Annotated in this window: 27 protein-coding genes; 17 read left to right on the top strand and 10 right to left on the bottom strand. The window is 55.7% G+C overall.

Features of this window, described 5'->3' with window-relative positions; all coding sequences use genetic code 11:
• Positions 1-25: 25 nt before the first annotated feature.
• Entirely contained in the window at positions 26-1,126 is a 1,101-nt protein-coding gene (locus Yoon_RS02415; RefSeq protein ID WP_238109799.1) for an ABC transporter ATP-binding protein, read from the bottom strand.
• Positions 1,127-1,494: 368 nt separating this feature from the next.
• On the opposite strand from Yoon_RS02415, the gene Yoon_RS02410 reads away from it, so the two are divergent.
• The 7 genes from Yoon_RS02410 (at position 1,495) to Yoon_RS02380 (ending at position 7,178) form a co-directional block, all read left to right on the top strand.
• Positions 1,495-2,388 carry a metal ABC transporter substrate-binding protein gene (locus Yoon_RS02410; RefSeq protein ID WP_304957294.1) on the top strand — a complete coding sequence of 298 codons (894 nt, stop codon included), beginning with the start codon at positions 1,495-1,497 and terminating at the stop codon, positions 2,386-2,388.
• Positions 2,385-3,221 carry a manganese/iron ABC transporter ATP-binding protein gene (locus tag Yoon_RS02405; protein ID WP_238109797.1) on the top strand — a complete coding sequence of 279 codons (837 nt, stop codon included), beginning with the start codon at positions 2,385-2,387 and terminating at the stop codon, positions 3,219-3,221. The genes Yoon_RS02410 and Yoon_RS02405 overlap by 4 nt, the downstream gene beginning before the upstream one ends.
• Entirely contained in the window at positions 3,218-4,075 is an 858-nt protein-coding gene (locus Yoon_RS02400; RefSeq protein WP_238109796.1) for a metal ABC transporter permease, read from the top strand. The genes Yoon_RS02405 and Yoon_RS02400 overlap by 4 nt, the downstream gene beginning before the upstream one ends.
• Positions 4,075-4,905: a metal ABC transporter permease gene (locus Yoon_RS02395; RefSeq protein WP_304957293.1), complete on the top strand. Its 831-nt coding sequence runs from the start codon at positions 4,075-4,077 to the stop codon at positions 4,903-4,905. The genes Yoon_RS02400 and Yoon_RS02395 overlap by 1 nt, the downstream gene beginning before the upstream one ends.
• A 64-nt stretch (positions 4,906-4,969) precedes the next feature.
• A complete protein-coding gene (locus Yoon_RS02390; protein ID WP_238109795.1) occupies positions 4,970-5,674 on the top strand; it encodes an ABC transporter permease in 705 nt (234 codons plus the stop codon).
• The gene (locus Yoon_RS02385; protein WP_238109794.1) at positions 5,668-6,384 is read left to right on the top strand and encodes an ATP-binding cassette domain-containing protein; all 717 of its coding nucleotides are present in this window, start codon (positions 5,668-5,670) and stop codon (positions 6,382-6,384) included. The genes Yoon_RS02390 and Yoon_RS02385 overlap by 7 nt, the downstream gene beginning before the upstream one ends.
• Positions 6,381-7,178, top strand: coding sequence for a substrate-binding domain-containing protein (locus tag Yoon_RS02380; protein ID WP_238109793.1), 798 nt, complete (start codon positions 6,381-6,383; stop codon positions 7,176-7,178). Before Yoon_RS02385 ends, Yoon_RS02380 begins: the two co-directional genes overlap by 4 nt.
• Before the next feature lie 43 nt (positions 7,179-7,221).
• Here Yoon_RS02380 and Yoon_RS02375 read toward each other — a convergent pair whose 3' ends face one another.
• The 5 genes from Yoon_RS02375 to Yoon_RS02355 are packed head-to-tail and all read right to left on the bottom strand — an operon-like array spanning position 7,222 to position 11,617.
• Positions 7,222-7,725 carry a DUF6505 family protein gene (locus Yoon_RS02375; RefSeq protein ID WP_238109792.1) on the bottom strand — a complete coding sequence of 168 codons (504 nt, stop codon included), beginning with the start codon at positions 7,723-7,725 and terminating at the stop codon, positions 7,222-7,224.
• On the bottom strand, positions 7,722-8,390 hold the full coding sequence (locus Yoon_RS02370; protein WP_238109790.1) for a biotin/lipoate--protein ligase family protein: 669 nt from the start codon (positions 8,388-8,390) through the stop codon (positions 7,722-7,724). The genes Yoon_RS02375 and Yoon_RS02370 overlap by 4 nt, the downstream gene beginning before the upstream one ends.
• Positions 8,387-9,454, bottom strand: a complete 1,068-nt coding sequence (locus Yoon_RS02365; protein ID WP_238109789.1) for an Mrp/NBP35 family ATP-binding protein — start codon at positions 9,452-9,454, stop codon at positions 8,387-8,389. Before Yoon_RS02365 ends, Yoon_RS02370 begins: the two co-directional genes overlap by 4 nt.
• A complete protein-coding gene (locus tag Yoon_RS02360) occupies positions 9,455-9,649 on the bottom strand; it encodes a DUF6494 family protein (protein WP_238109788.1) in 195 nt (64 codons plus the stop codon).
• A 15-nt stretch (positions 9,650-9,664) separates the two neighbouring features.
• Entirely contained in the window at positions 9,665-11,617 is a 1,953-nt protein-coding gene (locus Yoon_RS02355) for a 4Fe-4S binding protein (protein WP_238109992.1), read from the bottom strand.
• A gap of 189 nt (positions 11,618-11,806) precedes the next feature.
• Here Yoon_RS02355 and Yoon_RS02350 point away from each other — a divergent pair, with 189 nt between their 5' ends.
• From Yoon_RS02350 to Yoon_RS02310, 10 genes are all read left to right on the top strand, one after another.
• Positions 11,807-12,370: a DUF3305 domain-containing protein gene (locus Yoon_RS02350; protein WP_370642078.1), complete on the top strand. Its 564-nt coding sequence runs from the start codon at positions 11,807-11,809 to the stop codon at positions 12,368-12,370.
• Entirely contained in the window at positions 12,367-12,933 is a 567-nt protein-coding gene (locus Yoon_RS02345) for a DUF3306 domain-containing protein (RefSeq protein WP_238109787.1), read from the top strand. Before Yoon_RS02350 ends, Yoon_RS02345 begins: the two co-directional genes overlap by 4 nt.
• Positions 12,930-13,541 carry a molecular chaperone gene (locus Yoon_RS02340; protein ID WP_238109786.1) on the top strand — a complete coding sequence of 204 codons (612 nt, stop codon included), beginning with the start codon at positions 12,930-12,932 and terminating at the stop codon, positions 13,539-13,541. The genes Yoon_RS02345 and Yoon_RS02340 overlap by 4 nt, the downstream gene beginning before the upstream one ends.
• A 34-nt stretch (positions 13,542-13,575) precedes the next feature.
• Positions 13,576-13,761, top strand: a complete 186-nt coding sequence (locus Yoon_RS02335; RefSeq protein WP_238109785.1) for a twin-arginine translocation signal domain-containing protein — start codon at positions 13,576-13,578, stop codon at positions 13,759-13,761.
• Positions 13,762-13,819: 58 nt separating this feature from the next.
• Positions 13,820-16,681, top strand: a complete 2,862-nt coding sequence (locus Yoon_RS02330; protein WP_238109784.1) for a formate dehydrogenase subunit alpha — start codon at positions 13,820-13,822, stop codon at positions 16,679-16,681.
• A gap of 11 nt (positions 16,682-16,692) precedes the next feature.
• Positions 16,693-17,286 (top strand): formate dehydrogenase FDH3 subunit beta, encoded by a 594-nt coding sequence (fdh3B, locus tag Yoon_RS02325; RefSeq protein ID WP_238109782.1) that lies wholly within the window; start codon positions 16,693-16,695, stop codon positions 17,284-17,286.
• Positions 17,287-17,347: 61 nt separating this feature from the next.
• Positions 17,348-18,541 carry a formate dehydrogenase subunit gamma gene (locus Yoon_RS02320; RefSeq protein WP_238109780.1) on the top strand — a complete coding sequence of 398 codons (1,194 nt, stop codon included), beginning with the start codon at positions 17,348-17,350 and terminating at the stop codon, positions 18,539-18,541.
• 2 nt (positions 18,542-18,543) lie between these two features.
• Positions 18,544-18,666 carry a hypothetical protein gene (locus tag Yoon_RS17900; protein WP_255698629.1) on the top strand — a complete coding sequence of 41 codons (123 nt, stop codon included), beginning with the start codon at positions 18,544-18,546 and terminating at the stop codon, positions 18,664-18,666.
• A 69-nt stretch (positions 18,667-18,735) separates the two neighbouring features.
• Entirely contained in the window at positions 18,736-19,788 is a 1,053-nt protein-coding gene (locus Yoon_RS02315) for a sugar phosphate isomerase/epimerase (protein WP_238109778.1), read from the top strand.
• Between the two features lies 1 nt (position 19,789).
• Positions 19,790-20,932, top strand: a complete 1,143-nt coding sequence (locus Yoon_RS02310) for a Gfo/Idh/MocA family protein (RefSeq protein ID WP_238109777.1) — start codon at positions 19,790-19,792, stop codon at positions 20,930-20,932.
• On the opposite strand, the gene Yoon_RS02305 is transcribed toward Yoon_RS02310, so the two are convergent.
• From Yoon_RS02305 to Yoon_RS02290, 4 genes are read right to left on the bottom strand one after another with little or no spacing between them, the layout of a single operon-like run.
• Entirely contained in the window at positions 20,921-21,478 is a 558-nt protein-coding gene (locus tag Yoon_RS02305; RefSeq protein ID WP_238109775.1) for a membrane integrity-associated transporter subunit PqiC, read from the bottom strand. The two genes, Yoon_RS02310 and Yoon_RS02305, sit on opposite strands and share 12 nt — an antisense overlap.
• A 1-nt stretch (position 21,479) precedes the next feature.
• Positions 21,480-23,573: an intermembrane transport protein PqiB gene (locus tag Yoon_RS02300; RefSeq protein ID WP_238109773.1), complete on the bottom strand. Its 2,094-nt coding sequence runs from the start codon at positions 23,571-23,573 to the stop codon at positions 21,480-21,482.
• Positions 23,560-24,201: a paraquat-inducible protein A gene (locus Yoon_RS02295; RefSeq protein ID WP_238109772.1), complete on the bottom strand. Its 642-nt coding sequence runs from the start codon at positions 24,199-24,201 to the stop codon at positions 23,560-23,562. The genes Yoon_RS02300 and Yoon_RS02295 overlap by 14 nt, the downstream gene beginning before the upstream one ends.
• Entirely contained in the window at positions 24,171-24,800 is a 630-nt protein-coding gene (locus Yoon_RS02290) for a paraquat-inducible protein A (RefSeq protein ID WP_238109771.1), read from the bottom strand. Before Yoon_RS02290 ends, Yoon_RS02295 begins: the two co-directional genes overlap by 31 nt.
• Positions 24,801-24,873 lie beyond the last annotated feature (73 nt).

Here is a 24,873-nt window from a genome sequence, read left to right as displayed (position 1 = left end):
GTGAAGGCAGGCTCTGTTTCAGCCGTTACGCATCAAGCGCGCGGCAATCTTGTGCAAGCCAGCCAATTTCGATTTGGCTGCCCGGCGTCAGGCGGACCTGATCAGGGGCATTGCGTGATTTGATCACGAAATCGTCGGTCCCGGCGACGCGCAGACGCGTCCGGAAAATGTCACCCATATAGATGAACTCTAGGACTTCAGCCTTGAGCGTATGTGCGTCGGGGCTCAGACGGGACTTGTCGAATTCAACCCGTTCTGGACGGATTGACACTTTGGTCCGCTCGCCCACTTTGCTGACATTGACAGGCATCGCATCAATAACATCGCCACTGTCGAGTTTCACAATGCAGCTATCGCCGCGCATTTCCTGCACAACACCTTCTAGCGTGTTGTTTTCGCCAATGAACTGCGCAACGAAGCTGTTTTGCGGTGCTTCATAGAGCTCATCTGGTGGGGCAAGCTGCTGAATGCGCCCGTCGTCAAATACAGCGACGCGGTCTGACATTGTCAGCGCTTCGGTTTGGTCGTGGGTCACGTAAACAACGGTGATCCCCAAATCATGGGCCAGTTTAGTGATCTCGAACTGGAGCGTTTCGCGCAATTGTTTATCAAGCGCACCTAGCGGTTCATCCATCAAAACAAGTTCAGGTTCAAACACCAAAGCGCGCGCAAGTGCGATCCGTTGTTGCTGACCACCCGAAAGCTGGGCAGGGCGGCGGCCTGCAAAATCTTGCATCTGCACCATACCAAGCGCGCGCATGACTTTTTCTTCGCGGGTCGATTTGCCAATTTTGCGCACTTCAAGCGGGAAGGACAGGTTTTCGGCAACGGTCATATGCGGGAAAAGCGCGTAGTTTTGGAACACCATGCCAATGCCGCGTTTGTGTGGTGGGATGTTGTTGATTGAAACGCCATCAAGCCGGATCGCACCATGCGTGGCCGTTTCAAACCCAGCGAGCATCATCAGGCAGGTGGTTTTGCCAGATCCTGATGGCCCTAGCATTGTTAGGAATTCGCCCTTAGGCATTGACAGGTTTAGGTCTTTTACGACCAAATTTTCACCGTCATAACTTTTTTGTACGCGTTCGAATTCTACGAACGCCGTGTCGCTCTTGGCTTCTGACAAACCAGCTCCCCCGAGGATTGGTATTTTCAAGGCCAACTAAAACGGGCCTCAGATCAATTTGCAACGCGAAAGGCGGAAAATCCAAGTATCCGGATAATGTGACTGCTTGAAGGGCGTTTTTTAGGCTTCTTTGGTTGCCCCGCGCTGTTATATTAGTCGATTTGATCGTGCTTGGCTGCGCATTTTTTGTGAATCTGGTCGGATACCGCAAATTTTTGCGGGCGCGCCGCCCCGTCAATGGGCATTTGCACAAAAAATGACAGCGTAAAAGGCTAACGTGAGAAATTACGTAGTTGCGAATTATTCTCATTTACAGTTGCGAATTATTCTCATATGCAAGTCGTAAGAGAAATTAGTGGAGCATGGAAATGCACTATCCTGTTAAGCAGATCGTTTTGGGTGGCATCGTTGCGCTGTCGGGTACTGCGGCCATCGCGGATGAAGATAAATTCAAAGCCGTGACGACGTTCACTGTGATTGCGGATATGGCGCGCAATGTGGCAGGGGATGTGGCAATTGTCGAAAGCGTCACAAGACCCGGCGCAGAAATTCACGGGTATCAGCCAACGCCGCGCGATATTATTCGTGCGCATGATGCCGATTTGATTTTGTGGAACGGGATGAACCTTGAACTGTGGTTCGCGCAGTTCTTAGATAATCTGGGTGATGTGCCCAGCGTGACGCTTACAGATGGGATCACCCCGATCAGCATTGCGGCGGGTGAATATGAAGGCAAACCAAACCCGCATGCTTGGATGAGCCTGCAAAGCGCGCTGATCTATGTCGATAACATTCGTGACGCCTTTGTTTTGCATGACCCAGAAAATGCGGAAATCTATACGGCTAACGCGGAGGCTTATAAGGCCGAGATCGCAGCGACCATCGCCCCGCTGCGCGCAGCCATTTTGGCTGTTCCCGAAGATGAGCGTTGGCTGGTGACCTGCGAAGGCGCATTTAGCTATCTTGCGCGCGATTTTGAAATGCACGAGCTTTACCTTTGGCCGATGAACGCGGATGCGCAAGGCACGCCGCAACAGGTGCGCAACGTGATTGACACGGTCCGCGAACATGACATCAGCGCGGTGTTTTGCGAAAGCACGGTCTTGCAGGCACCTGCCGAACAGGTCGCGCGTGAAACTGATGCCGATTACGCTGGCGTGCTTTATGTCGACAGCCTGACCGAAACAGACGGCCCCGTGCCGACCTATATCGACCTGCTGCGCGTCACTTCTGAAACCATCGCAAAAGGCCTAACGGAATGACAAATGGTATTGTCGCAGATGATGTGACGGTCACATACCGCAACGGGCATACCGCTTTGCGCCATGCAAGTTTCGAAATTCCCACAGGCACGATTGCGGCTTTGGTCGGGGTCAATGGCGCGGGGAAATCCACGCTGTTTAAGGCGATCATGGGGTTCGTACCCGCATCTGGTGGCAGTATCAGCGTGCTTGATATGCCGGTGAAAGAGGCCCTGCGCCAAAATATCGTGGCCTATGTTCCGCAATCCGAAGAGGTCGATTGGACCTTTCCGGTCTTGGTCGAAGACGTGGTCATGATGGGGCGCTATGGCCACATGGGTTTTTTGCGCCGCCCCAAGCAAGCCGATCAAGAGGCGGTCACCGCTGCATTGGCGCGCGTCGGCATGGTCGATTTTCGGCACCGCCAAATTGGTGAACTTTCAGGTGGCCAGCGCAAACGTGTCTTTTTGGCCCGTGCATTGGCGCAAGAAGGCAAAGTGATCTTGCTAGATGAACCCTTCACAGGTGTTGACGTGCAGACCGAAGACGCGATTATCGCGCTGCTGCGCGACATGCGCGACGAAGGTCGCGTGATGCTGGTTTCGACACATAACCTTGGGTCGGTGCCGGAATTTTGTGACCGGACGATTTTGGTCAAAGAAACGGTGCTGGCTTACGGCCCAACCGAGACCACATTTACCCGCGAGAATTTAGAACATGCATTTGGCGGGGTGCTACGGCACTTTGTCTTGGGCGGCTCTGATTTGCACGATGATGACGATAGCCGCCAAGTCACCGTGATCTCGGATGATGAACGCCCCTTTGTTGTGTATGATGAAGGCCGTGCAAAATGATCGATACATTGCTGCAACCGTTTAGCTACGCCTATATGTTCAATGCAATGTGGGTCAGCGCGTTGGTTGGCGGAGTTTGCGCATTTTTATCCGCTTATTTGATGCTCAAAGGCTGGTCCTTGATCGGGGATGCACTTTCACACGCGATCGTGCCGGGCGTCGCCGGAGCCTATATGCTTGGCCTGCCATTTGCGCTGGGGGCCTTTGCCGCGGGCGGCTTGGCCGCAGGGTCGATGCTGTTTTTAAACCAACGATCGGGCCTAAAAGAAGATACGATCATCGGGATTATCTTTACCTCTTTCTTTGGGCTTGGCCTGTTTATGGTGTCGCTTTCGCCGACGTCAGTCAGCGTTGAAACCATCACGATGGGTAATATTCTGGCGATCACCCCGTCGGACACATGGCAGTTGGCGATCATCGGGTTCGTGACTTTGGCGGTGCTTTTGGCCAAGTGGAAAGATCTGATGGTCACATTTTTTGACGAAACCCATGCACGCTCCATTGGGTTGCGTGTGGATCTGCTTAAGGCGGTGTTTTTTACACTGCTGTCCGCGTCCTGTGTGGCGGCATTGCAAACTGTTGGCGCGTTTTTGGTGATCGCGATGGTAGTGACGCCGGGGGCGACAGCCTATCTGCTGACCGACCGTTTCCCGCGCTTGCTCATGCTGAGCGTGGCGATTGGGGCAGGGACCAGCTTTGTCGGGGCCTATCTGAGCTATTTCCTCGATGGGGCGACAGGCGGGTTGATTGTGACTTTGCAAACCCTGATCTTCTTGGCGGTTTTCACTTTCGCACCTAAACACGGGTATCTCGCCGCGCGTCGCCGCGCCGCAGATGCACTAAAGGCGACGTGATGGAGAGCCTGCTTTTCCCGTTTCAATTTGCCTTTATGACCAAGGCGTTTTTGATGATGGCGATCATCGCGGTGCCGACCAGCCTGTTGTCGTGCTATCTGGTGCTAAAGGGCTGGTCATTGATGGGCGACGCGATCAGCCACGCCGTTTTGCCGGGTGTCGTGCTGGCGTATCTGTTGCATATCCCATTGATTGTCGGGGCGTTTTGCGCGGGTATGGTCTGCGCGGTAGCGACTGGGTTTCTGGCCGAGAACAGCCGGGTGAAACAAGACACCGTCATGGGGATCGTGTTTTCGGGGATGTTTGGGTTTGGCATCGTGCTTTATACGAAAATCACCACAGATGTGCATCTTGACCATATCCTGTTTGGGAACATGCTGGGGGTCAGCAAGGGCGAGCTTTGGACGGCGGGGCTGATTGCTGGGTTCGTCGGTCTGGTGGTCTTGGCCAAACGGCGTGATCTGTTGCTGCATGCGTTTGACCCGGTGCAGGCCCAAGCAGTGGGGTTGCGCGTTGGTTGGCTTCACTATGGGCTTTTGACCTTGATTTCGATGACAATCGTGGCGACGTTGTCAGCGGTTGGAATCATCCTTGCGATTGGGTTGCTGATCGCGCCGGGGGCCATCGCGTTTTTGCTGACAAATCGGTTTTCTTACATGTTGGCAATTGCGGTGGCGGTGACGATGCTTTCGGGATTCATTGGCATATACATTAGCTTTTTTATCGATAGCGCACCTGCGCCAACTGTGATTTTAGTGCTGACGATTTTGTTCATTGGCGCATTTATCCGCGCAAGCCGAAAGTCGCGTCAAGTTACGATTGCTGATTGATTTTCATTGAATGCGTGGGCGTTGCATGAAAACTTGCCCCGAGCGCAGGACAAGGTGACTTAGCATGGGTGACATATGGGAGGGGATCAGTGCTGGCTTTTGGCTGGTGGTCACTCTCGACCCCGATTTGGTTGAAATCACCCTGATGTCGCTGCGTGTGACGGTGACAGCGACCATTGTTGCGTCGTGCCTTGCGCTCCCGTTTGGGGCGTGGCTTGCGATCCGGCGGTTTCGATATCGGCGTTTTGTCATTGCGGTGCTCAACGCGCTGATGGGATTGCCGCCAGTTGTCGTTGGCTTGATTGTCTATCTAATGCTGTCGCGCTCGGGGCCATTTGGCGTGCTGGGGCTACTGTTTACGCCCACGGCAATGATCATCGCTCAAGTGATTATTGTCACGCCGCTAATCGCATCGATTGCGCATCAGGCGATCCGCGATATTTGGGCGGAATACCATGATCTGTTGATTTCCATGTCGACAAGCAAGTGGCAGCGGATTTTGACCCTGATTTGGGACGGGCGGCGCGCGTTGTTGACAGCGGCCTTGGCCGGATTTGGCCGCGCCATTGGCGAGGTGGGCGCAATCATGATTGTCGGTGGGAACATCGATCACGCGACGCGGGTATTGACCACGGCGATTGCTTTGGAAACCGGCAAAGGGGATTTTTCCTTGGCGCTTGGGTTGGGTTTTGTGTTGATAGGCTTAGCCGTCACTGTGAACATTCTGATCCATGCGATTGGGCGGACAGAAAGAGATGGTAAATGGTGACACCAATTTTGCCGCTAGTTATGTCGGGGGCGGTGGTTAAACGGCGCTCAAAGACCCTGTTGGGGCCGGTTGATCTGACCATTTCGCAAAGCGGGTTCACAATCATCATGGGGCCAAATGGGGCTGGCAAGACGACGTTACTGCGCAGCCTGCACGGGCTTGAACGTTTCGCGCAGGGGCAGCAGAGATGGCAGGTGCCGCTGCAAGAGGCACGCCGCCGCCAAGGGTTTGTGTTTCAGTCGCCAATTATGTTGCGCCGCAGTGTTTTGGAGAACCTAATCTATCCGCTGAGGCTCCGAGGCACCAAAAGGGGGAGGGCCACTGCGCTTGCGCGGGACTGGGCGCAGCGCGTGGGGCTTGACGATGCATTGGATCACCCCGCGCCACAGCTTTCGGGGGGCGAAAAACAAAAACTCGCCTTGGCGCGTGCGCTGATCCCCCAACCCGATATTGTTTTCCTTGATGAGCCTTGCGCCAATTTGGACGGGCGCGCCACACGCGAAATCGAAACCATCTTGCAAAAGGCCAACGCCGCAGGCACCCGGATCGTCATGGCGACCCATAATATCGGTCAGGCAAAAAGGTTGGCCACGGATGTTGTGTTCCTTTTGAACGGCCAAATCGCGGAACAAAGCCCGGCCCACGCCTTTTTTAACACCCCCCAAACGCCGCAAGCTGCGGCCTTACTTAGAGGAGATATCGTCGAATGATTCGTATTTTAGCCTGTGTTTTGGCACTAACAGGAACCACAGTGAGCGCGCAGACGCTCAAGGTCGCGGTAACAACCTCGTTTCACAACTCTGGCTTGTCGGACATCTTGCTACCCGCAATTGCCGAAGATACTGGGATTGAAGTGCAATTGCTCGTGGTGGGCACGGGACAAGCCCTCCGCTTGGGGGAAGCAGGCGATGTGGATGCGATTTTGGTGCATTCGCGCGCGTCCGAAGAAGCGTTTATCGCGAACGGCTATGGCACGCACCGCCGCGAAATCATGTACAATGATTTTGTATTTGTCGGGCCGAACGCAGATCCGGCTGCTGTCGCTGATGCCACAAGCGCTGCTGATGCGCTGACCCGTATCGCGCAAACAGAAGCAATTTTTGTCAGCCGCGGCGACGACAGTGGCACCCATAAAAAAGAACTCTCACTGTGGGATGCCGCTGATGTGGCGCGCGGCGGCGATTGGTATCGGCCTGTAGGGGCGGGCATGGGCGCTGCATTGAATACAGCGGCGGGCATGGATGCCTATATCATCGCCGACCGCGCAAGCTGGCTGAACTTTGGGAACAAAGCTGATCTGGACTTGTTGTTTGCAGGCGACCCCGTGCTATTCAACCAATACGCCTATATTCCCGTTGACCCGGCACTGCATCCACATGTGAAAAACGATGTCGCACTGGCGCTTGAGGACTGGCTGACCGGAGAGCATGCTGCGATGCTAATCAATGGCTATACGATCAATGGCGAGACCTTGTTCACCTTCAATGCACAAACCGGGTCTTGAATTGGTGGCGATCAAGTTTAGTCAAAATTGATCGCGCCCGCCCTCAATGTTGATGCGGATCGTCGTCGAGCGATCCGTGAATTGCGAATTGATCAAGCCCGGCGGATTGCGGTGCCACGAGGCGGTAGCTTTCTTTGACGCCCGCATCGGTCAATTCCCGGCTTACCATCAACAATGTATTGGGATCTTGATCCGCACAAAGCGCTGACATCTGCGCGATTTCTTCTTGGGCCACGCCGGTTGCCGCTGCGATATCAGGGGCACCGTAATGGCTGACAAAATGCGCGGCAAGCGCGTGGGTCAAGGCTGCCAGCTCACCGTCTTCGATTTTACTGATCGCGACGACGGTGGCCCGGCCAAAGGTCTCTAGCCCAAGCCAACCATTGGCAAACGCCTGTCTGGCCTTGCCAGATAGATCACCTTGCGACCAATTCGAAAACTCAAACCCGCCTGAAATACACCATTCGCCTGTGCGTGCAGGCGTGTGAAAAATCATTTGATCGCTTTCGTCAAAATGAATCGCGCGGGCAAAATAGCTGTCGGTCATGCGGGCTCCAGCAAGGTTGTGAGCGGGGTAAGAGTGGTTGCACCATTCGATTTACGTAGCAGGCCAAGATCAGGATCAAGCCCCAGATCAGCCCCATCTTTGTGCCACAAACCGGCAAAGGCGCTGTGGATCGCGCGCGCGCCGTCGGCGGACCATTGGTTCACCCAGATCAACGTGTGCCGCGCCCATGCTGCGACCAGATCGGCTGGGGCAATATCACTGCAACCTTCGTCATAAAGCGCGGTCACATCAGGCGTATCACCCGGCACGGCATTGGCTGACCAAAGCGGCAAACTTAGTGAGATAATCAACCAATCGGGCAGGGCGTCGGGGGTATTTGTGCTGGCTGCGGCCGTCAGGGCGCCGCAGCTTGCACCATTCACCATCAATCTGCCGTCCCATTTCAAATTGACCGCGACCTCTGGCGGGGCGAGCGCGCCAAGCGCATTCTGAAACCCAATCCCGCAGACGGGCAACATTGCCATCGCTTGGGCTAATGGCACTTCGGGGGCAAAGATGATCGCCGCCTGAAGCTCTGCACCTGAGAGGTTATAAACCAATGTGCCTGCATCGCAGCCCGCGCGCGCCATACGTTCGGCGACCGCGCTTGGCTGTTCAACCGTGGCAACCCCGTGAAACAATGGTGGCAAAAGCAGTCCGGTCATGCCGTCCCGTCAGCGATCAATTGGCGCGCGATGGTGCGAAACGCTTGGGCGGCGGGACTATCGGGTTTTGACGTCACAATGGGCGCCCCCCCATCCGCCGCCAAGCGGATATCAAGATGCAGGGGCAGCTCTGCCAGCAAAGGTACATTCAGTTTGGCCGCCTCTGCGGTTACGCCGCCATGTCCAAACGTATGTTCCTCATGGCCGCAGCTTGAACAGATATGTGTGCTCATATTTTCGATCATGCCAATGATTGGCGTGCCGAGCTGTTGAAACATATCAATACCTTTGCGCGCATCAAGCAAGGCCACGTCTTGCGGTGTCGAGACGACAATCGCGCCTGACAGATCAAATTTTTGGGCCAGCGTCATTTGCACATCGCCCGTGCCCGGCGGCAAATCAACGATCAACACATCCAGCGCGCCCCATTGCACCTGCGTCATCATTTGTTGCAAGGCACCCATCAGCATTGGCCCACGCCAGACGACGGCCTGATCGTCATTTTGCATCAATCCAATCGACATCATCGTGACGCCGTGGTTGCGCATTGGCAAAATAGTCTTGCCATCAGGCGAGGCGGGCCGTCCAGAGACACCCAGCATGCGCGGTTGCGATGGCCCGTACACATCAGCGTCAAGCAGTCCAACGCGCCTCCCTTCGGCAGCAAGCGCACAGGCCAGATTGGCCGAGACCGTCGATTTCCCGACCCCGCCCTTGCCCGATGCAATGGCCACGATCCGATCGATGCCGGGGACTTTTTGCGGGCCTTTCGGCGCGGCAGGTTTGCCGAGCTTCAAATCCGGTGGGGCGGCGGGGGTGCTATGCGCGGTCATCACAGCAGAGACAGCGCCAATGCCGGGCATCGCTTCAAGCGCCGCTTGGGCGGCGGCGCGTACCGGCTCCATTTGGGATGCCAAGGCGGGCGCCACTTCGAAGACAAAGCGCGCATTGCCCGCATCAACAGCCAAGGCCCGCACAAGTCCCGCAGCCATGATATCATCGCCTGAAACAGGGTCTGTAACCGTCTTGAGGGTCGCAATCACTGCGTCACGTGTGATGCTCACTTACGTGTCCTGCCCGGTAATTGTGCCGATGACAACATGTTCAAGATCAAGATCATCAATGCGTAATACGACCTTGGCTTCAAAGGTTTTTCCGGCGGTTTCGGCTTCACGCATTGCGGTCTCAATTGCTTGCTGGGAAGTCACCCCAACCTGTTTGAGAAACTTACGCATCGACATGTTGAAATCATCGCTCATTGGTGGTGGTCCTTGTTAATGGTCGCTGCGCTTTGACAGGTAATCATCGGTGGTGCGCACGGCGGGGCGTTCGGCCCCAGTAAACGGATTGTCTGTCGCGTGATACTGCGCCTGAATGCGGCAGCTGTCACACATTTGGATCATTTTGGCAGCGTCGGGATTGGCGAACATCGCGTGCTTACCAGCCAGCTTTTCCGTGATCTTTTCGATTGTGGATTTGACCCCAAACAGGCTGCCACAGGTAATACAGGCAAAGGGTTCCTCTTCGTTGAGCACCACCTGTGATAGCGCGCTATCGGTCAGGTTCATTCGCGGCTCAAGCGTGATTGCTTTTTCAGGGCAGATATTGCTGCACAGCCCACATTGGAGACAGGCGTCTTCTTGAAATCTGAGCTGCGGCATATCAGGGTTGTCTGCCAATGCCCCCGACGGGCACAATGACACGCATGATAGGCATAATGTGCAGGCATCGGCATCGACCAAAACCGCGCCGTAGGGGGCGGTTTCGGGCAGGGGAAGGATCGCATCTGCTTGCAAGGCTTTGGTCGCAGTGCGGGCGACTTGCCGACGGGTGCCAAGAGGCAAAATTGGGCTGGTAACCGCATCAGACGCCTGCGCGGCATATAGGTAATCAGACAGCGCATCCGGGTCAGCCATGTCCAACAGTGGCACTGCGCGTCCGCTAAGCGCTGCCGCTAAGGCGGCTTCTTGCGCGATGGTGTCGCGGTCGGATTTCGGCCCTACCAACACCAGGATATCCGCAAAACCAGCCCCAAAAGCGGCAAGCATTTCTGCATGACCGAAACCCGCAAGCGCTGACAGATCCATCGGGATCACATCCGCCGGCAGCCCCCGCCCAAACCGCGCGGCGAGCGCGATCATCTCCGTTCCGTGGAGATCGTCGTGGACCAACAGGCGTGGATTTTCACCGCCCGCGTTGCGAAACGTGCGGGCCAGCGTTTCAATATGCCGGAATATATCACCCGTCGCGGGGGCATCATAGGCAATCGCCCCTGATGGGCACAGCGCAGCACAGGCCCCACAGCCTGCGCAGATCAGCGGATCAATCGCTACATGATCGCCAACTGAGGTAATTGCGCCAGTGGGGCAAGCGTCTAAACAATTGCTACAGGCGGCTTTTTCTGCGCGCTTATGGGCGCACAAGCTGGGCTCCAGCTGCACATAAAGCGGCTTTTCAAACGTCCCGACCATCTGCGCGGCATCAAAGATGGCCTTTGCTACGGACGGCGCGTGTTTGGGGTCAGCGCGTAGGTAGCCGTCGCGCTTTTCAGGCGCGGGAAACAACGAAGGGTTGCCTGTCAGGTCAAGTATGATGTCGCAAACTGAACGCGCGCCATCTTGCGGCTCTGACCATGTAGGTGCAGCCCGACCGCCCGGGTTGCGTTCTTGGAACGCGTTGATCTGAATGGTGAAATTCGCGAGGCTTCCCTGCATATGGTGGAGGTCCCCTTTGATAACATCGAATGCAGCCTGCGGGACGGGGTCGGTCTCGCCGCTAAGGAGAACGGTAATACTTAGTGAGTTGGCTAACTGATTGGCGGCATCTAATGCTACTTCCTCAGGGCCGATTATCAGACATTGCCCCTGTGACGTGATGTCGCGCAGTTTTGGGGCGGGCTGCGGCAACAGAGCCGCCGCGGTCAAAGCGGCCATTTTGGCCGTCGTGGCGCCTGCATCATCACCGGCCCAACCGGCCCGATCACGCAGATCAAAACACTGTGGTTCTTGCACCCCAATATCAAAGGCAAGTTCTTCAAAACGCTGCTGTTCTTGCGCGCAAGCGATAAGTGCATCGCCGGCTCGCAATGCCTCTGCCGCGCTGTCAATTTCGCGCGTGCACAGCGCTGTGTGGACGCGCGAACAGGCTAATCCCGTTGCATCCGAAATGGCCGCGGCATCAATTTTCTGACTGCCCAAACAATCACATAAAATCAAATGTTTACCTATGGTCATCGCCACTACTATTCCCGGATTTGCGTCGTCTGATTTCGGTTTAACTTAGGCGCTGCGGGCCCCGGAATGAAACCCCCAAAATAATAGGCGCCATGCTGCGTCGCGGCATAACTCTGTGATAATAATGCTTTTTTTGAGATGGGTTTTGGTGCAGTCTAAGGTAAGATTCTGGAGAAGGCAGCTTTGATCCGCAACCCACATCAGTTTCAATCAATGCCAATTGGCGTTGTCGTGCGGCGCAGTCCGGGCACAACGCGATGGGTGAAATGGGCGTGGCGCGCTGTGGCTGTTTTGCCGGGCGCGGGCCCTGCTGATTGGACACAGCTACGCGATCAAGATAATACAACTGATTTTCATGCCGCCACTGTCCTGCTCGAATTGCACGGTGCCGATTGTGAAGCCTATCTGACAGCTCTGGCTGACAAAGCCCCCGCGATTTATGTGGTGATGCGCGCAAGCGGTGACGCTGATCAGCCGTTTCACATCAAACTTGCGACGGCCTCTCCTTACGAGGCGCAAGATTACGCGGACAATGGTGATGACATCGTCGAAAAAATCATGATGCCCGCAGGTGTGATTGCTTGGGTACGTGATTTCGCGGATGCACATTTCGAAGAAGAAGTATTTATCAAGCGCCGCCGGGACCGGGCGCGGATTGATGGTGCGGATGACGGCATAGGTGATGCGCGGATCACGCAGCTTACGGATGTTTACCGCGCGCCGACCCGCAAGGGAGAGCGCGCATGACCGAAGACTTCTGGACCCGTCGCAAAGCACAAGTAGCTGCCGAAGCACAGGCAGAGGCCGCAGAGAAACGCGCCGCACCGGAGTCTGATTTTTCTGAGATGTCCGATGCAGAGGTCTTGGCCGCGCTCGACCTTCCCGATCCTGATCAACTGGTTGCAGGGGATGACATCAAAGGTTTCATGCTCAGGAATGTACCCGATCATTTACGACGCCGTGCGCTGCGTAAGCTTTGGCGGCTTAACCCTGTCCTTGCCAATGTTGATGGCTTGGTCGATTACGGGCAGGATTTCACTGATAATGCGATGGTGGTCGAAAGTTTACAGACAGCCTATCAGGTCGGCAAGGGCATGATGGCGCATCTCGAAAAACTGGCAGGGCCTGCAACGCCCCTAGATCTGGATGCCCCCTCCGAGGAAGAGATCGCTGACGCCCCGATCGCGCTGGCTGAGGCTGAAGCCCCAGTGTCAGACCCAGTTGAAAACGTCGCAGAAATCGCGGTTGAAATCAGCGCCCCGCCACGCCGCCGGATGCGGTTCGATCTCGCACAAGAGGCCACCGTATGACCGCAGTTGATATTCAGATCACCATTGATGCCGAAGATCGGCTGCGCGCCGATCTTTATAATTTTTTGGGGCTACTTTTGTCGGGGCCACCTGATGAGATGCTTTTGGCGCAATCGGCGGCGCTTGCGGGGGATGACACTGATCTGGGGAAGGCGATTACGCAATTGGCGCAGGTTGCGCGCGTCACGAAACCCAAATCCGTCACGCGCGAATTTAACGCTTTGTTCATTGGATTGGGGCGCGGTGAATTACTGCCCTTTGCCAGTTACTATCTCACCGGGTTTTTAAATGAAAAGCCGCTTGCGGCTTTGCGCGCTGATATGACAGCGCGCGGGATCGCGCGCGCGCCGAATGTCTATGAGCCCGAAGACAATATCGCGTCCTTGATGGAAATGATGGGCGGGCTCATCGTTGGCCGATTTACCGGCGGGGCCGCTGATTTGGACGCGCAAAAGGCGTTCTTTAACAAGCATGTGGGGTCTTGGGCTGGGCATTTTTACGATGACCTAGCAGGGGCAAAAAATTCGGTTTTCTACGCGTCTGTGGGCGCTGTGGGGCGGGCATTTATGGACATTGAACGCGAAGCGTTTCGGATGATTGCGGAGTAATCCGCGCTAGCAAACAACAAAGGGAGACAATCCGATGGCACAGACCAAAGAGGGCGGCAACAGCCGCCGCGATTTTCTAAAACTTGGGGTGGTAGCGCCCACTGCTGCAGCCGTGGCCATTTCTGGAACGCAAGCGGCGGCACAGCCTGTCGATCTGACTTCTAATAAACTGCAAGACACGGACCATACTCGTGCTTACTTCGAAAGCGCCCGTTTTTAAGGACGTTCCTCACTAACCCAGCAAGCCCGCTTCTTGGGGCCAGCAAGGGAGATAAGATATGCTTCGGAAAAAGACCACAGGCGCAGCTACCCGCGTCGGATTTCAAACCCCATCGACCAAAGGGGCCATCGATAGGCGCACATTTTTGCGTGGGTCGGGGCTGACCATTGGTGGTTTGACCGCGATTGCCGCAACAGGTGGCACAGTGACCGCCGCCAATGCCCAAGAGGCCGTTGCAGGTGCCGTTGAAACCATCAAATCCGTTTGTACCCACTGTTCTGTCGGTTGCACCGTCATCGCAGAGGTCGATAATGGCGTTTGGGTCGGTCAAGAACCCGCATGGGACAGCCCGTTTAACCTAGGGGCGCATTGTGCCAAAGGGGCGGCGGTGCGTGAACACGCCCATGGCGAACGTCGCCTGCGCTACCCGATGAAGCGTGAAAACGGTGAATGGGTCCGGCTGAGCTGGGAACAAGCCATCGACGAAATCGGTGACGGTATGATGAATATCCGCGATGAGAGCGGCCCTGACAGCGTGTATTGGCTCGGCTCTGCAAAGCATAACAACGAACAAGCCTATCTTTTCCGCAAGTTCGCCGCCTATTGGGGCACCAATAACGTCGATCACCAAGCCCGGATTTGTCACTCTACCACTGTTGCGGGTGTGGCGAATACATGGGGCTATGGTGCGATGACCAATAGCTTCAATGATATGCACCAATCGCGTGCGATCTTTATCATTGGCGGCAACCCGGCCGAAGCGCACCCCGTGTCGCTGCAGCATATCCTGAAAGCCAAAGAGCAAAACAATGCGCCGCTGATCGTGTGCGACCCGCGTTTTACCCGGACTGCCGCACATGCGGATGAATATGTCCGCCTGCGCCCCGGCACCGATGTGGCGCTGGTCTGGGGGATTTTGTGGCATATCTTTGAAAACAGCTGGGAAGACGCTGAATTCATCCGCACCCGCGTTTGGGGGATGGATCAAATCCGTGATGAGGTTTCGCAATGGACCCCGGAAGAGGTTGAGCGGGTCACAGGTGTTCCGGGTGAACAGCTGCGCCGCGTCGCATATACTTTGGCCAACAATCGCCCCGGCACCGTGATTTGGTGCATGGGTGGAACACAGCACACCACCGGCAACAACAACACCCGTGCGTACTGTGTTTTGCAGCTTGCGCTTGGCAACATGGGCACATCTGGCGGCGGCACCAACATTTTCCGTGGCCACGACAACGTGCAAGGGGCTACAGACCTTGGCGTATTGTCACATACATTGCCCGGTTACTATGGGTTGGCCGAAGGGTCATGGAAGCATTGGGCGCGCGTTTGGGATGAAGATTATGATTGGCTGCAAGGTCAGTTCGGATCCAAAGACCTGATGGAATCCACCGGTATTCCGGTCTCGCGTTGGATTGACGGGATTTTGGAAGATGCTGAAAACATTGACCAACCTAACAATGTGCGCGCGATGGTGCTGTGGGGGCATGCGCCCAATTCACAGACACGGATGAAGGAAATGAAAACCGCGATGGAGAAGCTGGATATGCTTGTCGTCGTGGACCCATATCCGACGGTGTCCGCTGTGCTGCAAGATCGCGACGACGGCGTTTATCTGCTGCCCGCCTGTACGCAGTTTGAAACCCGCGGATCAGTGACCGCGTCCAATAGGTCAATCCAGTGGCGCGACAAAGTTGTTGAACCACTATTTGAAAGCCAACCTGATCACGTGATCATGGCAAAGTTTGTGAATAAATTTGGCTGGGCTGACCGGTTCTTCCGCAATATCGAAATGGAAGATGCAGAAACGCCCAATGTCGAAAGCGTGACCCGTGAATTTAACGGTGGCATGTGGACGGTTGGGTACACGGGCCAAAGCCCTGAGCGCATCAAATTGCACATGGAAAATCAACACACGTTTGACCGCACTACATTGCAAGCGATTGGCGGTCCTGCGGATGGCGATTACTATGGGATGCCGTGGCCCTGTTGGGGCACGCCGGAAATGGGGCACCCCGGGACACCGAACCTCTATGATATGAGCAAGCCAGTGTCGCAAGGCGGCTTGACCTTCCGTGCCCGTTTTGGGGTGGAACGTGACGGTGACAATCTTCTGGCCGAAGGCGTCTATTCTGCCGGATCCGAGATCACCGATGGCTACCCAGAATTCACCATGCAAATGCTGATGGATTTGGGTTGGGATGGTGATCTGACTGCGGATGAGCGCGCCGCGATTGACGCGGTTGCCGGGGCAGGGACCAATTGGAAAACTGATCTTTCGGGCGGTATCCAGCGGGTTGCGATCAGCCATGAATGTGCGCCATTTGGCAACGCCAAAGCGCGCGCCGTGGTTTGGACCTTCCCTGATCCAGTGCCGGTTCACCGCGAACCGCTTTATTCCGCAAGGCGTGATTTGGTGGCGGACTATCCGACCTATGAAGACCGCAAATTCTACCGTCTGCCAACGCTGTATAAGTCGATTCAGGAAAACGACTTTTCTGCCGATTATCCGATTGTGCTGACCTCTGGTCGCTTGGTCGAATATGAAGGGGGCGGGGACGAAACCCGGTCAAACCCTTGGCTGGCAGAATTGCAGCAAGACATGTTTGTCGAAATCAATCCGCGTGACGCCAATAACCTTGGGGTCCGTGATGGGGCGCAAGTCTGGGTCGAAGGCCCAGAAGGCGGCAAGGTCAAAGTGATGGCGATGGTCACAGAGCGGGTCGGATCAGGTGTCGCGTTCATGCCGTTCCACTTTGGTGGACATTTCGAGGGCGAAGACTTGCGTGGCAAATACCCGGATGGGGCCGACCCCTATGTTTTGGGTGAAAGCACAAACACCGCGCAAACCTATGGCTATGATTCAGTGACCCAGATGCAAGAGACCAAAGCGACCCTCTGCAAAATCTGGACAGCGTAAGGAGAAGTATAATGGCAAGAGCAAAGTTCCTGTGCGACGCCGAACGCTGCATCGAATGCAACGCCTGCGTCACCGCATGTAAAAATGAACACGAGGTCCCTTGGGGCATTAACCGCCGCAAGGTGGTCACGATCAACGACGGCAAACCGGGTGAACGCTCTATCTCGGTTGCCTGTATGCATTGTTCCGATGCGCCTTGTATGGCCGTTTGCCCAGTCGACTGTTTTTATCAAAGCGAAGACGGGATCGTGCTGCATTCCAAAGATCTGTGCATCGGTTGTGGCTATTGTTTTTACGCGTGCCCGTTTGGCGCACCGCAATATCCGCAGGCGGGCAACTTTGGATCGCGCGGTAAGATGGACAAATGTACCTTCTGTGCTGGCGGCCCCGAAGAAAACCACAGCACGGCCGAATTCGCCAAATATGGCCGCAACAGGATCGCCGAGGGTAAATTGCCTATCTGCGCCGAGATGTGCTCCACCAAAGCGCTATTGGCCGGTGATGGCGATACAGTGTCATCAATCTACCGCGGACGCGTCGTTGCACGCGGCTTTGGCTCTGGCGCATGGGGCTGGGGTACAGCTTACGAACAAAAGGGCGGCTAACGTCTGTTGATTGGGGCGGTCTCGGCACCGCCCTCATACTGAAATCTGTAGGGGTAAGGGTATGATCCGCGCATTTATTGCTAGTCTTATCATGTGCTTATTTGCGCTGGGCGCACAGGCGCAAGACGCAGTCGCGCCTGATCGCAGCGCAACGGGCGGGGCCCAAACCCTTGCTGATATCATGGCCCGTCAAGACGCGCAGACTGTTGATGATGCGTTCCGATCTGAAAACACGGGCGATCCAAATGCCAATACCGATAGTTCTCAGGCGCTGGGCAGCCTTGGCGGACAATCAGACCCCGATCTGTGGCGCGCGCTGCGCTATAACAATGCCGATGTGACTACTCAATCACGCGGCCCAGCAGGTAATGTGCTGATCCAAGACAGCGGTATGTGGTGGTTAAGCTTCCGTGAAGGACCGCTTTTGACCTATGGTGGCTTTCTTTTGCTGGGCACGCTGGTTTTGCTTGGCCTCTTTTATCTGCTGCGTGGGCGCATTCGGATTGATGGCGCCAAGACTGGGCGCACAGTGACGCGGTTTAAGGCGGTTGAACGGTTCGGCCACTGGCTGATGGGCGGTGCGTTTATCTTGCTGGGAATCACCGGTCTGGTGTCGTTGTTTGGGCGCAAATTCATTATTCCGACATTTGGGCATGACAGTTTTGCACTGGTCGCACTGGCTTCAAAGTGGGTGCATAACAACGTGTCATGGGCATTTATGATCGGGCTGATCATGGTGTTTTTCATGTGGGTTCTCGAAAATATCCCCAACAAACATGACCTGCGGTGGATCGCCGTCGGCGGCGGGCTGATGTCAAAGGGTGTGCATCCGCCAGCCAAGAAATTCAACGCAGGCCAAAAGGTGATCTTTTGGTCTGTCGTCCTGTTTGGGGTGTCGATCTCTGTCTCAGGGCTGTCGCTGCTGTTTCCGTTCGAGCTGCCAATGTTCGCCAAAACATTTGCCATCTTGAATGCAACTGGGCTGCCACAAATGCTCGGGGTTGATCTACCCATGGCAATGACCCCGCAAGCCGAAATGCAATACGCGCAGCTTTGGCACGCGATCATGGCCTTTGTTTTGATGGCGATTGTGATTGCGCATATCTACATCGGATCGGTCGGTATGGAAGGCGCATATGACGCGATGGGCAGCGGTGAGGTCGAAGAACAATGGGCCCGCGAGCACCACAGTCTTTGGCTCGCCGAAGTGCAAGCCGAACAATCAGACACAACGTCAGGGCAAAAGGAAAGATAGCCATGAAAACAATGCTTTTGGCCTTCGCTGCAACTGCCGTTATAGCCGTCGTAGCCTATTACGGTTTGCACGCCGCGGGTTTCGCATCTGATAGCGCTACTGCCAGTCCGGCGGTGCGTTTGTAACCCTACGTAATTTTACGCTGGCACCATTCTCCGAAATCGATATAGTTTTCCCAATTCAGGGAGGATTACATGAAAACGATTAAAGGACCCGCGCTGTTCTTAGCGCAGTTCGCAGGGGATGAAGCGCCATTCAATACTTGGGATGGCATTACAAAATGGGCGGCCGATTGCGGCTATAAGGGCGTGCAAGTGCCTAGCTGGGATGGCCGGTTTATTGATTTGGCCAAAGCCGCTAGTTCCAAAGATTATTGCGATGAATTCAAAGGGCAGGCCGCTGCAAACGGTGTTGAGGTGACAGAACTGTCCACCCACCTGCAAGGGCAGTTGGTCGCGGTAAACCCCGCATTTGACACGGCGTTTGACGGCTTTGCCGATCCATCTGTGCAAGGGAACCCCGCCGCGCGCCAAGTCTGGGCAGTCGATCAGGTTAAGAAGGCACTGTCAGCGTCTAAGAATATGGGATTGACCGAAATGGCGTCATTCTCGGGTGCTTTGGCATGGCCTTACGTTTATCCTTGGCCACAGCGCCCCGAAGGTTTGATCGACGCGGCATTTGATGAATTGGCGGCACGCTGGCGCCCTATTTTGGATCATGCCGAAGATTGCGGCGTGGATGTGTGCTATGAAATTCACCCGGGCGAAGACCTGCATGACGGCGTGACGTTTGAGATGTTCCTTGAACGCCTTGATGGCCATGCGCGCTGTAACATGCTCTATGATCCGTCGCACTATGTGCTGCAGTGCCTTGATTACATTGACAACATCGACATCTACAAGGACCGGATCAAAATGTTCCATGTCAAAGATGCCGAATTCAACCCAACCGGACGCCAAGGCGTTTATGGCGGCTATCAGTCCTGGGTGGATCGCGCAGGTCGTTTCCGCAGTCTTGGTGACGGGCAGGTCGATTTTGGTGCGATTTTTGCAAAAATGGCGGCCAATGATTTCGCTGGTTGGGCTGTGGTTGAATGGGAATGCTGCTTGAAGCACCCAGAGGACGGCGCGCGCGAAGGCGCGCAATTTGTCAAAGACCACATTATCCGCGTAACAGAGCGGGCCTTTGATGACTTTGCTGGTGGTGAAATTGACCACGCGGCGAACCGCAAAATGTTGGGGCTGTAAGATGACACAAAGACCAATCCGACTGGGCATGGTCGGCGGCGGCAACGACGCCTTTATCGGCGGGGTTCACCGCATCGCGTCACGGATCGACGGGCGGTTTCAGTTGGTGGCAGGCGCATTATCGTCCACCCCTGAAAAGGCGCAAGCGTCAGGTGCTGCATTGGGTCTGGCACCCGACCGTACCTATGATGACTTTAAGGCAATGGCGATCCGCGAGGCGCGCCTCAAAGATGGGATCGAGGCTGTCGCCATCGTCACCCCAAACCATGTGCATTACGCCGCCGCGCGTGAATTCCTGAAACGTGGCATCCATGTTATCTGCGATAAGCCGCTGACATCCACCATGGCCGACGCCAAGAAACTGGCGAAGGCCGCGGATGACAGCGATGCGCTGTTTGTGCTGACCCATAACTACACCGGCTATCCAATGATGCGCCAAGCCCGCGAAATGGTGGCGAATGGGGATCTGGGCAATATCCGTTTGGTGCAGGTCGAATATGTCCAAGATTGGCTGACCCAGCATGTTGATGCCAAACAAGCCGAATGGCGCACAGACCCGGCACGATCTGGCCTTGGTGGATCGACGGGGGATATCGGCACGCATGCGTTCAACCTTGCCAGCTTTGTCTCAGGTCTGACGCTCGAGACGCTCAGCGCTGATCTACAGTCTTTCGTGCCGGGCCGTGCTTTGGATGATAATGCGCATGTCATGATGCGGTTCGAAGGCGGCGCGCGGGGAACATTGTGGTGTTCACAAGTTGCACCGGGCAATGAAAACGGGCTGCGTTTGCGTGTGTATGGCGACAAAGGCGGGATTGAATGGGAACAAGAAAACCCAACGCAGCTTTGGTTCACACCCTTTGGCGAACCTAAACGCCTTTTGACGCGTGGCGGTGCAGGGACGGGGGCGGCTGCTGAACGTGTAACGCGTATTCCGCCGGGCCATCCAGAAGGCTATCTTGAAGGTTTCGCGACCATCTATAACGAGGCCGCGGAAGCTATCGAGGCGCATCGAGATGGCAAACAAGTCAGCAAAGACGTGCTATACCCAACGATTGAAGACGGGCTGCAAGGCATGCGTTTTGTTGACGCCTGTGTGCGTTCGTCGAAACGCGATGCCGCTTGGGTCAAACTAGCGGGCTAGCGTTTGCGCGATGTCTTCTGAAAGAACCAGCAGCGCGGCCGCTTGGGCGGTTGCGATGCTGGACAACGACTGATCTTGCATCGGTTGGCTGATGGCAAAACGATGTGCGCTATTGCGGAAACTGATCCCGTCACCACCGACAAAAAACTGCCCCGTCAGACGGAACTGCCCGTCGGCACCCGCCAACATTTGCGTCACGCGAATATCAATCGCCACATCGGGCAAGCCGACAAAGGGCCAAGGGTCGGGCCCCACATCTGTGTTCAAAATATCGCCTAAAGTATCCGAAATCACCAGCGTCACGGCGCGCTCAGGGTCATCCGCCCAAAGTACTGCTTCATTCGACGTGATCAGCCCGGTGTCGGTTTCAAACGCAATTTCCTCGGCGGCGGCATAGGTCGGCAAGGACACTGTGCGCACCATTGCGCTGCCAACCAGCGGGCGTAGTTCCATCGCAGAAGGTGCGGGCGTCAAGGCCAGCCGATCCGTCGGCGCGCCACAGGCTGACATCGCGGCAAAGGCCAGAAATGTAATCTTTTTCAGCATATTAACGTCCTGTCAGCAAAGAATTCGGGTTGCGTTGAATAGTACGCGCCAAGGCCGTCAGCGCATCGGCGGCAGATTGGATATCGCGCAGTGTCGCCATGGTTTCGGCGTTAAACCGGGACCGTTCGCCATAGCTTGTAATAACCGCTTGGGTCTGGGCGACAAGGCTGTTAGCGCGGGTCGACAGTTCCGGCAGGCCAGCAACCGCTTCTTCGACGGCCTGTGCGGCCTCATTCGCCGATGCCAACGCCGCATTGACGTTTTCAATCGCCCCACCTTCACGGACCTCAGCCAAGAACCCGCGCATTTCATCAAGTGCGGCGTTCAGCGTGCCGGGCAAGTCCTTTGTGTCGTCGCTGGCGATCAGCGCGTCGATGGAATCGAGGGTGCTGTTCACCGATGCGACCAGCGCTTCTAATTCAAGCGCGTTCGCTTTCGCGGTCAGGGCCTCAATATTGGCCGTAATCTGCGGCAGGTTTTGCGTGGCTTCTTGGATGCTGGCAACGGTCTGCCCGGCACTGGCGACAATGCCGTCAATATCGCCAACAAGGTCCAACTCGTTCGCTCGGGCGACGATGGCATCCAATTCGGCGATCACTTCGCGCAGATCAGTTGGCACGCTTTGCAGATCTTCGTTGGCAATCAACGCCCGGCTTTCGTCCAAAAGGGCGACAAGCGATTCAGGTGCGGCACGGGTGTTTTCATCATTGGCGAGCCGCTCGAGACTATCCATTAAGTCAATGGCGCCATCCATGAGTTCTTCGACCGGGAGCGCGTTGATCCGCGCGAGCACACCTTCGGCGGTGGCCGTTACATCGGAAATCTGCGAATCCGTTGTGGGGATAACTGGATAGGGGCCCTCGGTGAGCGTCATGATGGCGGGCAGGGCATCTTCGACCTGCGCAAGTTCAATGAGCAAAGTGCCTGATAGGATGTTGCCTGTGACCATACGAGCGCGCAAGCCGCGCGCGACAAAATCAGATAGGAGGGCGCTTGCATCTTCGACCGTTGACCCTTCGGGCATCCCAAGGCGCGAAGGTTCGATACCAAGCACGGCTTGCAGCCTCACTTGCGCGGTGTCTCCTTCACCAACAACGATGGCGCTCATCTCTGTGACTTCGCCGACACGGATCCCTTGAAAACGCACCTCTGCACCGGCTGTCAAACCGCTGACCGATTCTTCGAACAGTACTGCGACCTCCAACAGTTCCGCGTCCGGGTCAGTGAACAGGCTGTCGCGCGCGGTTTGCTCATCGTAGAAAATAGAAAACTGATGCCCATCATCAACGGGGGCACCGCCTGAAACAATGGTGTCAAAGGCGACGCCGCCTTCAATCAGGGACGCAATGGAATTCACATCAAGCGATACGCCCCCGGTGCCAAAGGACACGGAGAATCCGGATGTGTCCCAAAACCGGGTGCTTGTGGTAATCCGGCGGTCATAGGGGCTTTCGATAAAGGCAGAGACAAGAATTTCGCTGCCATCAAAGTTGAGTTCTGGCTTTTCAAGATAGCCGACCTCGATTCCCTTGTGCAGGACCGGTGCGCCAGCAGAAACGGTGCTGCCGTCAGTTGTGCGCAAGAAAACTCGGGTGCCGTGTTGCCCCGCAAGCGTCAAAATCGGTGCTTCGAGCCCAGTGAATTCATTCTGCGCGACATCGGCTTCTGTGTCCCAGTTCCCTTGGATATAGACGCCCGACAAAACGGTATCGAGCCCGGTAATCCCGCGTACGGATACGTCAGGCCGCACCACCCAAAACACGGCGTCGTCATCAAGATAGGGGGCGACCTCTTTGTCGATACGCGCATGCACCAGCACATCGCCAAGGCCGGGGGCAAATTCAACGGTCTCAACTGTGCCGACTACCACGTCGCGGTATTTGATGTCCGTTTCGCCCGCCGCAACACCTGCCGCATTCTCAAAACTAATGATGATTTCTGTGCCGCGCTCTGAATAGTTTTTCCAAGCCGCCCAAAGTGAGACCGCAAGCGCTAATACAGGCACAAGCCAAACCAGTGAAACGCGCTGCCAAAGCGGTCGTTTGACTGGGCGCACATCAAGGGGCGCGGGACCGGGGGAATTAGTGTCCGTCATTATATGTCCTGTCGGCATCCCAAATAAGGCGCGAGTCAAAACTTTGCGCTGAGAGCATTGTAAAAATCACTGATAGCGCAAAGCTCAGGGCAGCGATACCAGGGTTAATTGTGGCGACGGTGTTCAGCTGAACCAAGGCAGACAGGATCGCAACAACAAAAACGTCGATCATCGACCAGCGTCCAATAAATTCAACAACTTCATATGCTTTATGACGTTCATGTTGATTGTCGGACGATCTGTTTTGGACGCTCAGCGCAAGGTAAATAATTGCCACAAACTTGCCGATGGGGATCATGACAGAGGCAACAAAAACGATGAGCGCGATGCCGAATGATCCGTGATGGATCAGATCGACTACCCCGCCGACAATTGTGCTTTCAGTATGCTCCACAAGCGTATTGGTCAGCAGCATCGGGTAAATATTGGCTGGGATATAGGCGATCATGCCCGCAAGCAGAAACGCCCAAACCTTTTGCAGGCTTTGGGTGTCGCGGCTGCGCAACGGCCCATCGCAGCGTTTGCAATAGGCGGTGTTGATCACGTGCACCTGACCGCAGCGTTGACAGGTGACAAGCCCGGCCTCGCGCGCAGTGATCAATCCGGCTGATGGTCCAGTGCTTCCCAAATCGAATACCTACAAATCATTTGATCTTTCAAAACGGTGACAATCACCACTCCCGCAAATGCCCAAAATGCGGGGCCGACGGTGACCGCGGCTAGCCCTGCGACTTTGATGAGGGCCACGGTGACACCGACAATAAAAATTTCCGCCATGCTCCAAGGGCGCAGCCGCTCTGCCAATCCAAAGGCGTGTTTTGCGCCTGCGTGTGGGCGTTGATCCCGCGCAAGCGGTCCAAGCGCGTAAATCAGCGCACCCAAACGCACCAGCGGGATTATGATGATAAAGAATGCCACAGCCACCGCAAGCGGGAACGCGTAGCCATCATTAAACGCGAGCACAGCGTCAATGACCGAAGTTGTGTTGTGCAACCCATTGGCGTCAAGCGATAAAAATGGAAAACTGATCGCAGCGATCAACATTACAAACGCAGTCATCGCGAGGCTAAGTATGCGCATGATTGACGCCGATTGCGCCGTCATCATCACCGCGCCGCAGCGCTGGCAATAAGCGCGCGCATTCTCTGGCAGGTCTTGGGCCACATGCAATGTATCGCATTGGTGGCACGCGACCAAATCATCCAAAGGGGGCAGCGGTTGCGGCAAGGTGAACGCATTCCTGACAATTGATGGGGGGCTTGCCCCCCGGTGAGCGCGAAGCTATCGCGTGTAATGTAAA

The sequence above is a fragment of the Yoonia sp. I 8.24 genome (genome assembly GCF_022096995.1).
Lineage (GTDB): Bacteria > Pseudomonadota > Alphaproteobacteria > Rhodobacterales > Rhodobacteraceae > Yoonia.
This window is presented reverse-complemented; position numbering and strand designations above follow the sequence as displayed.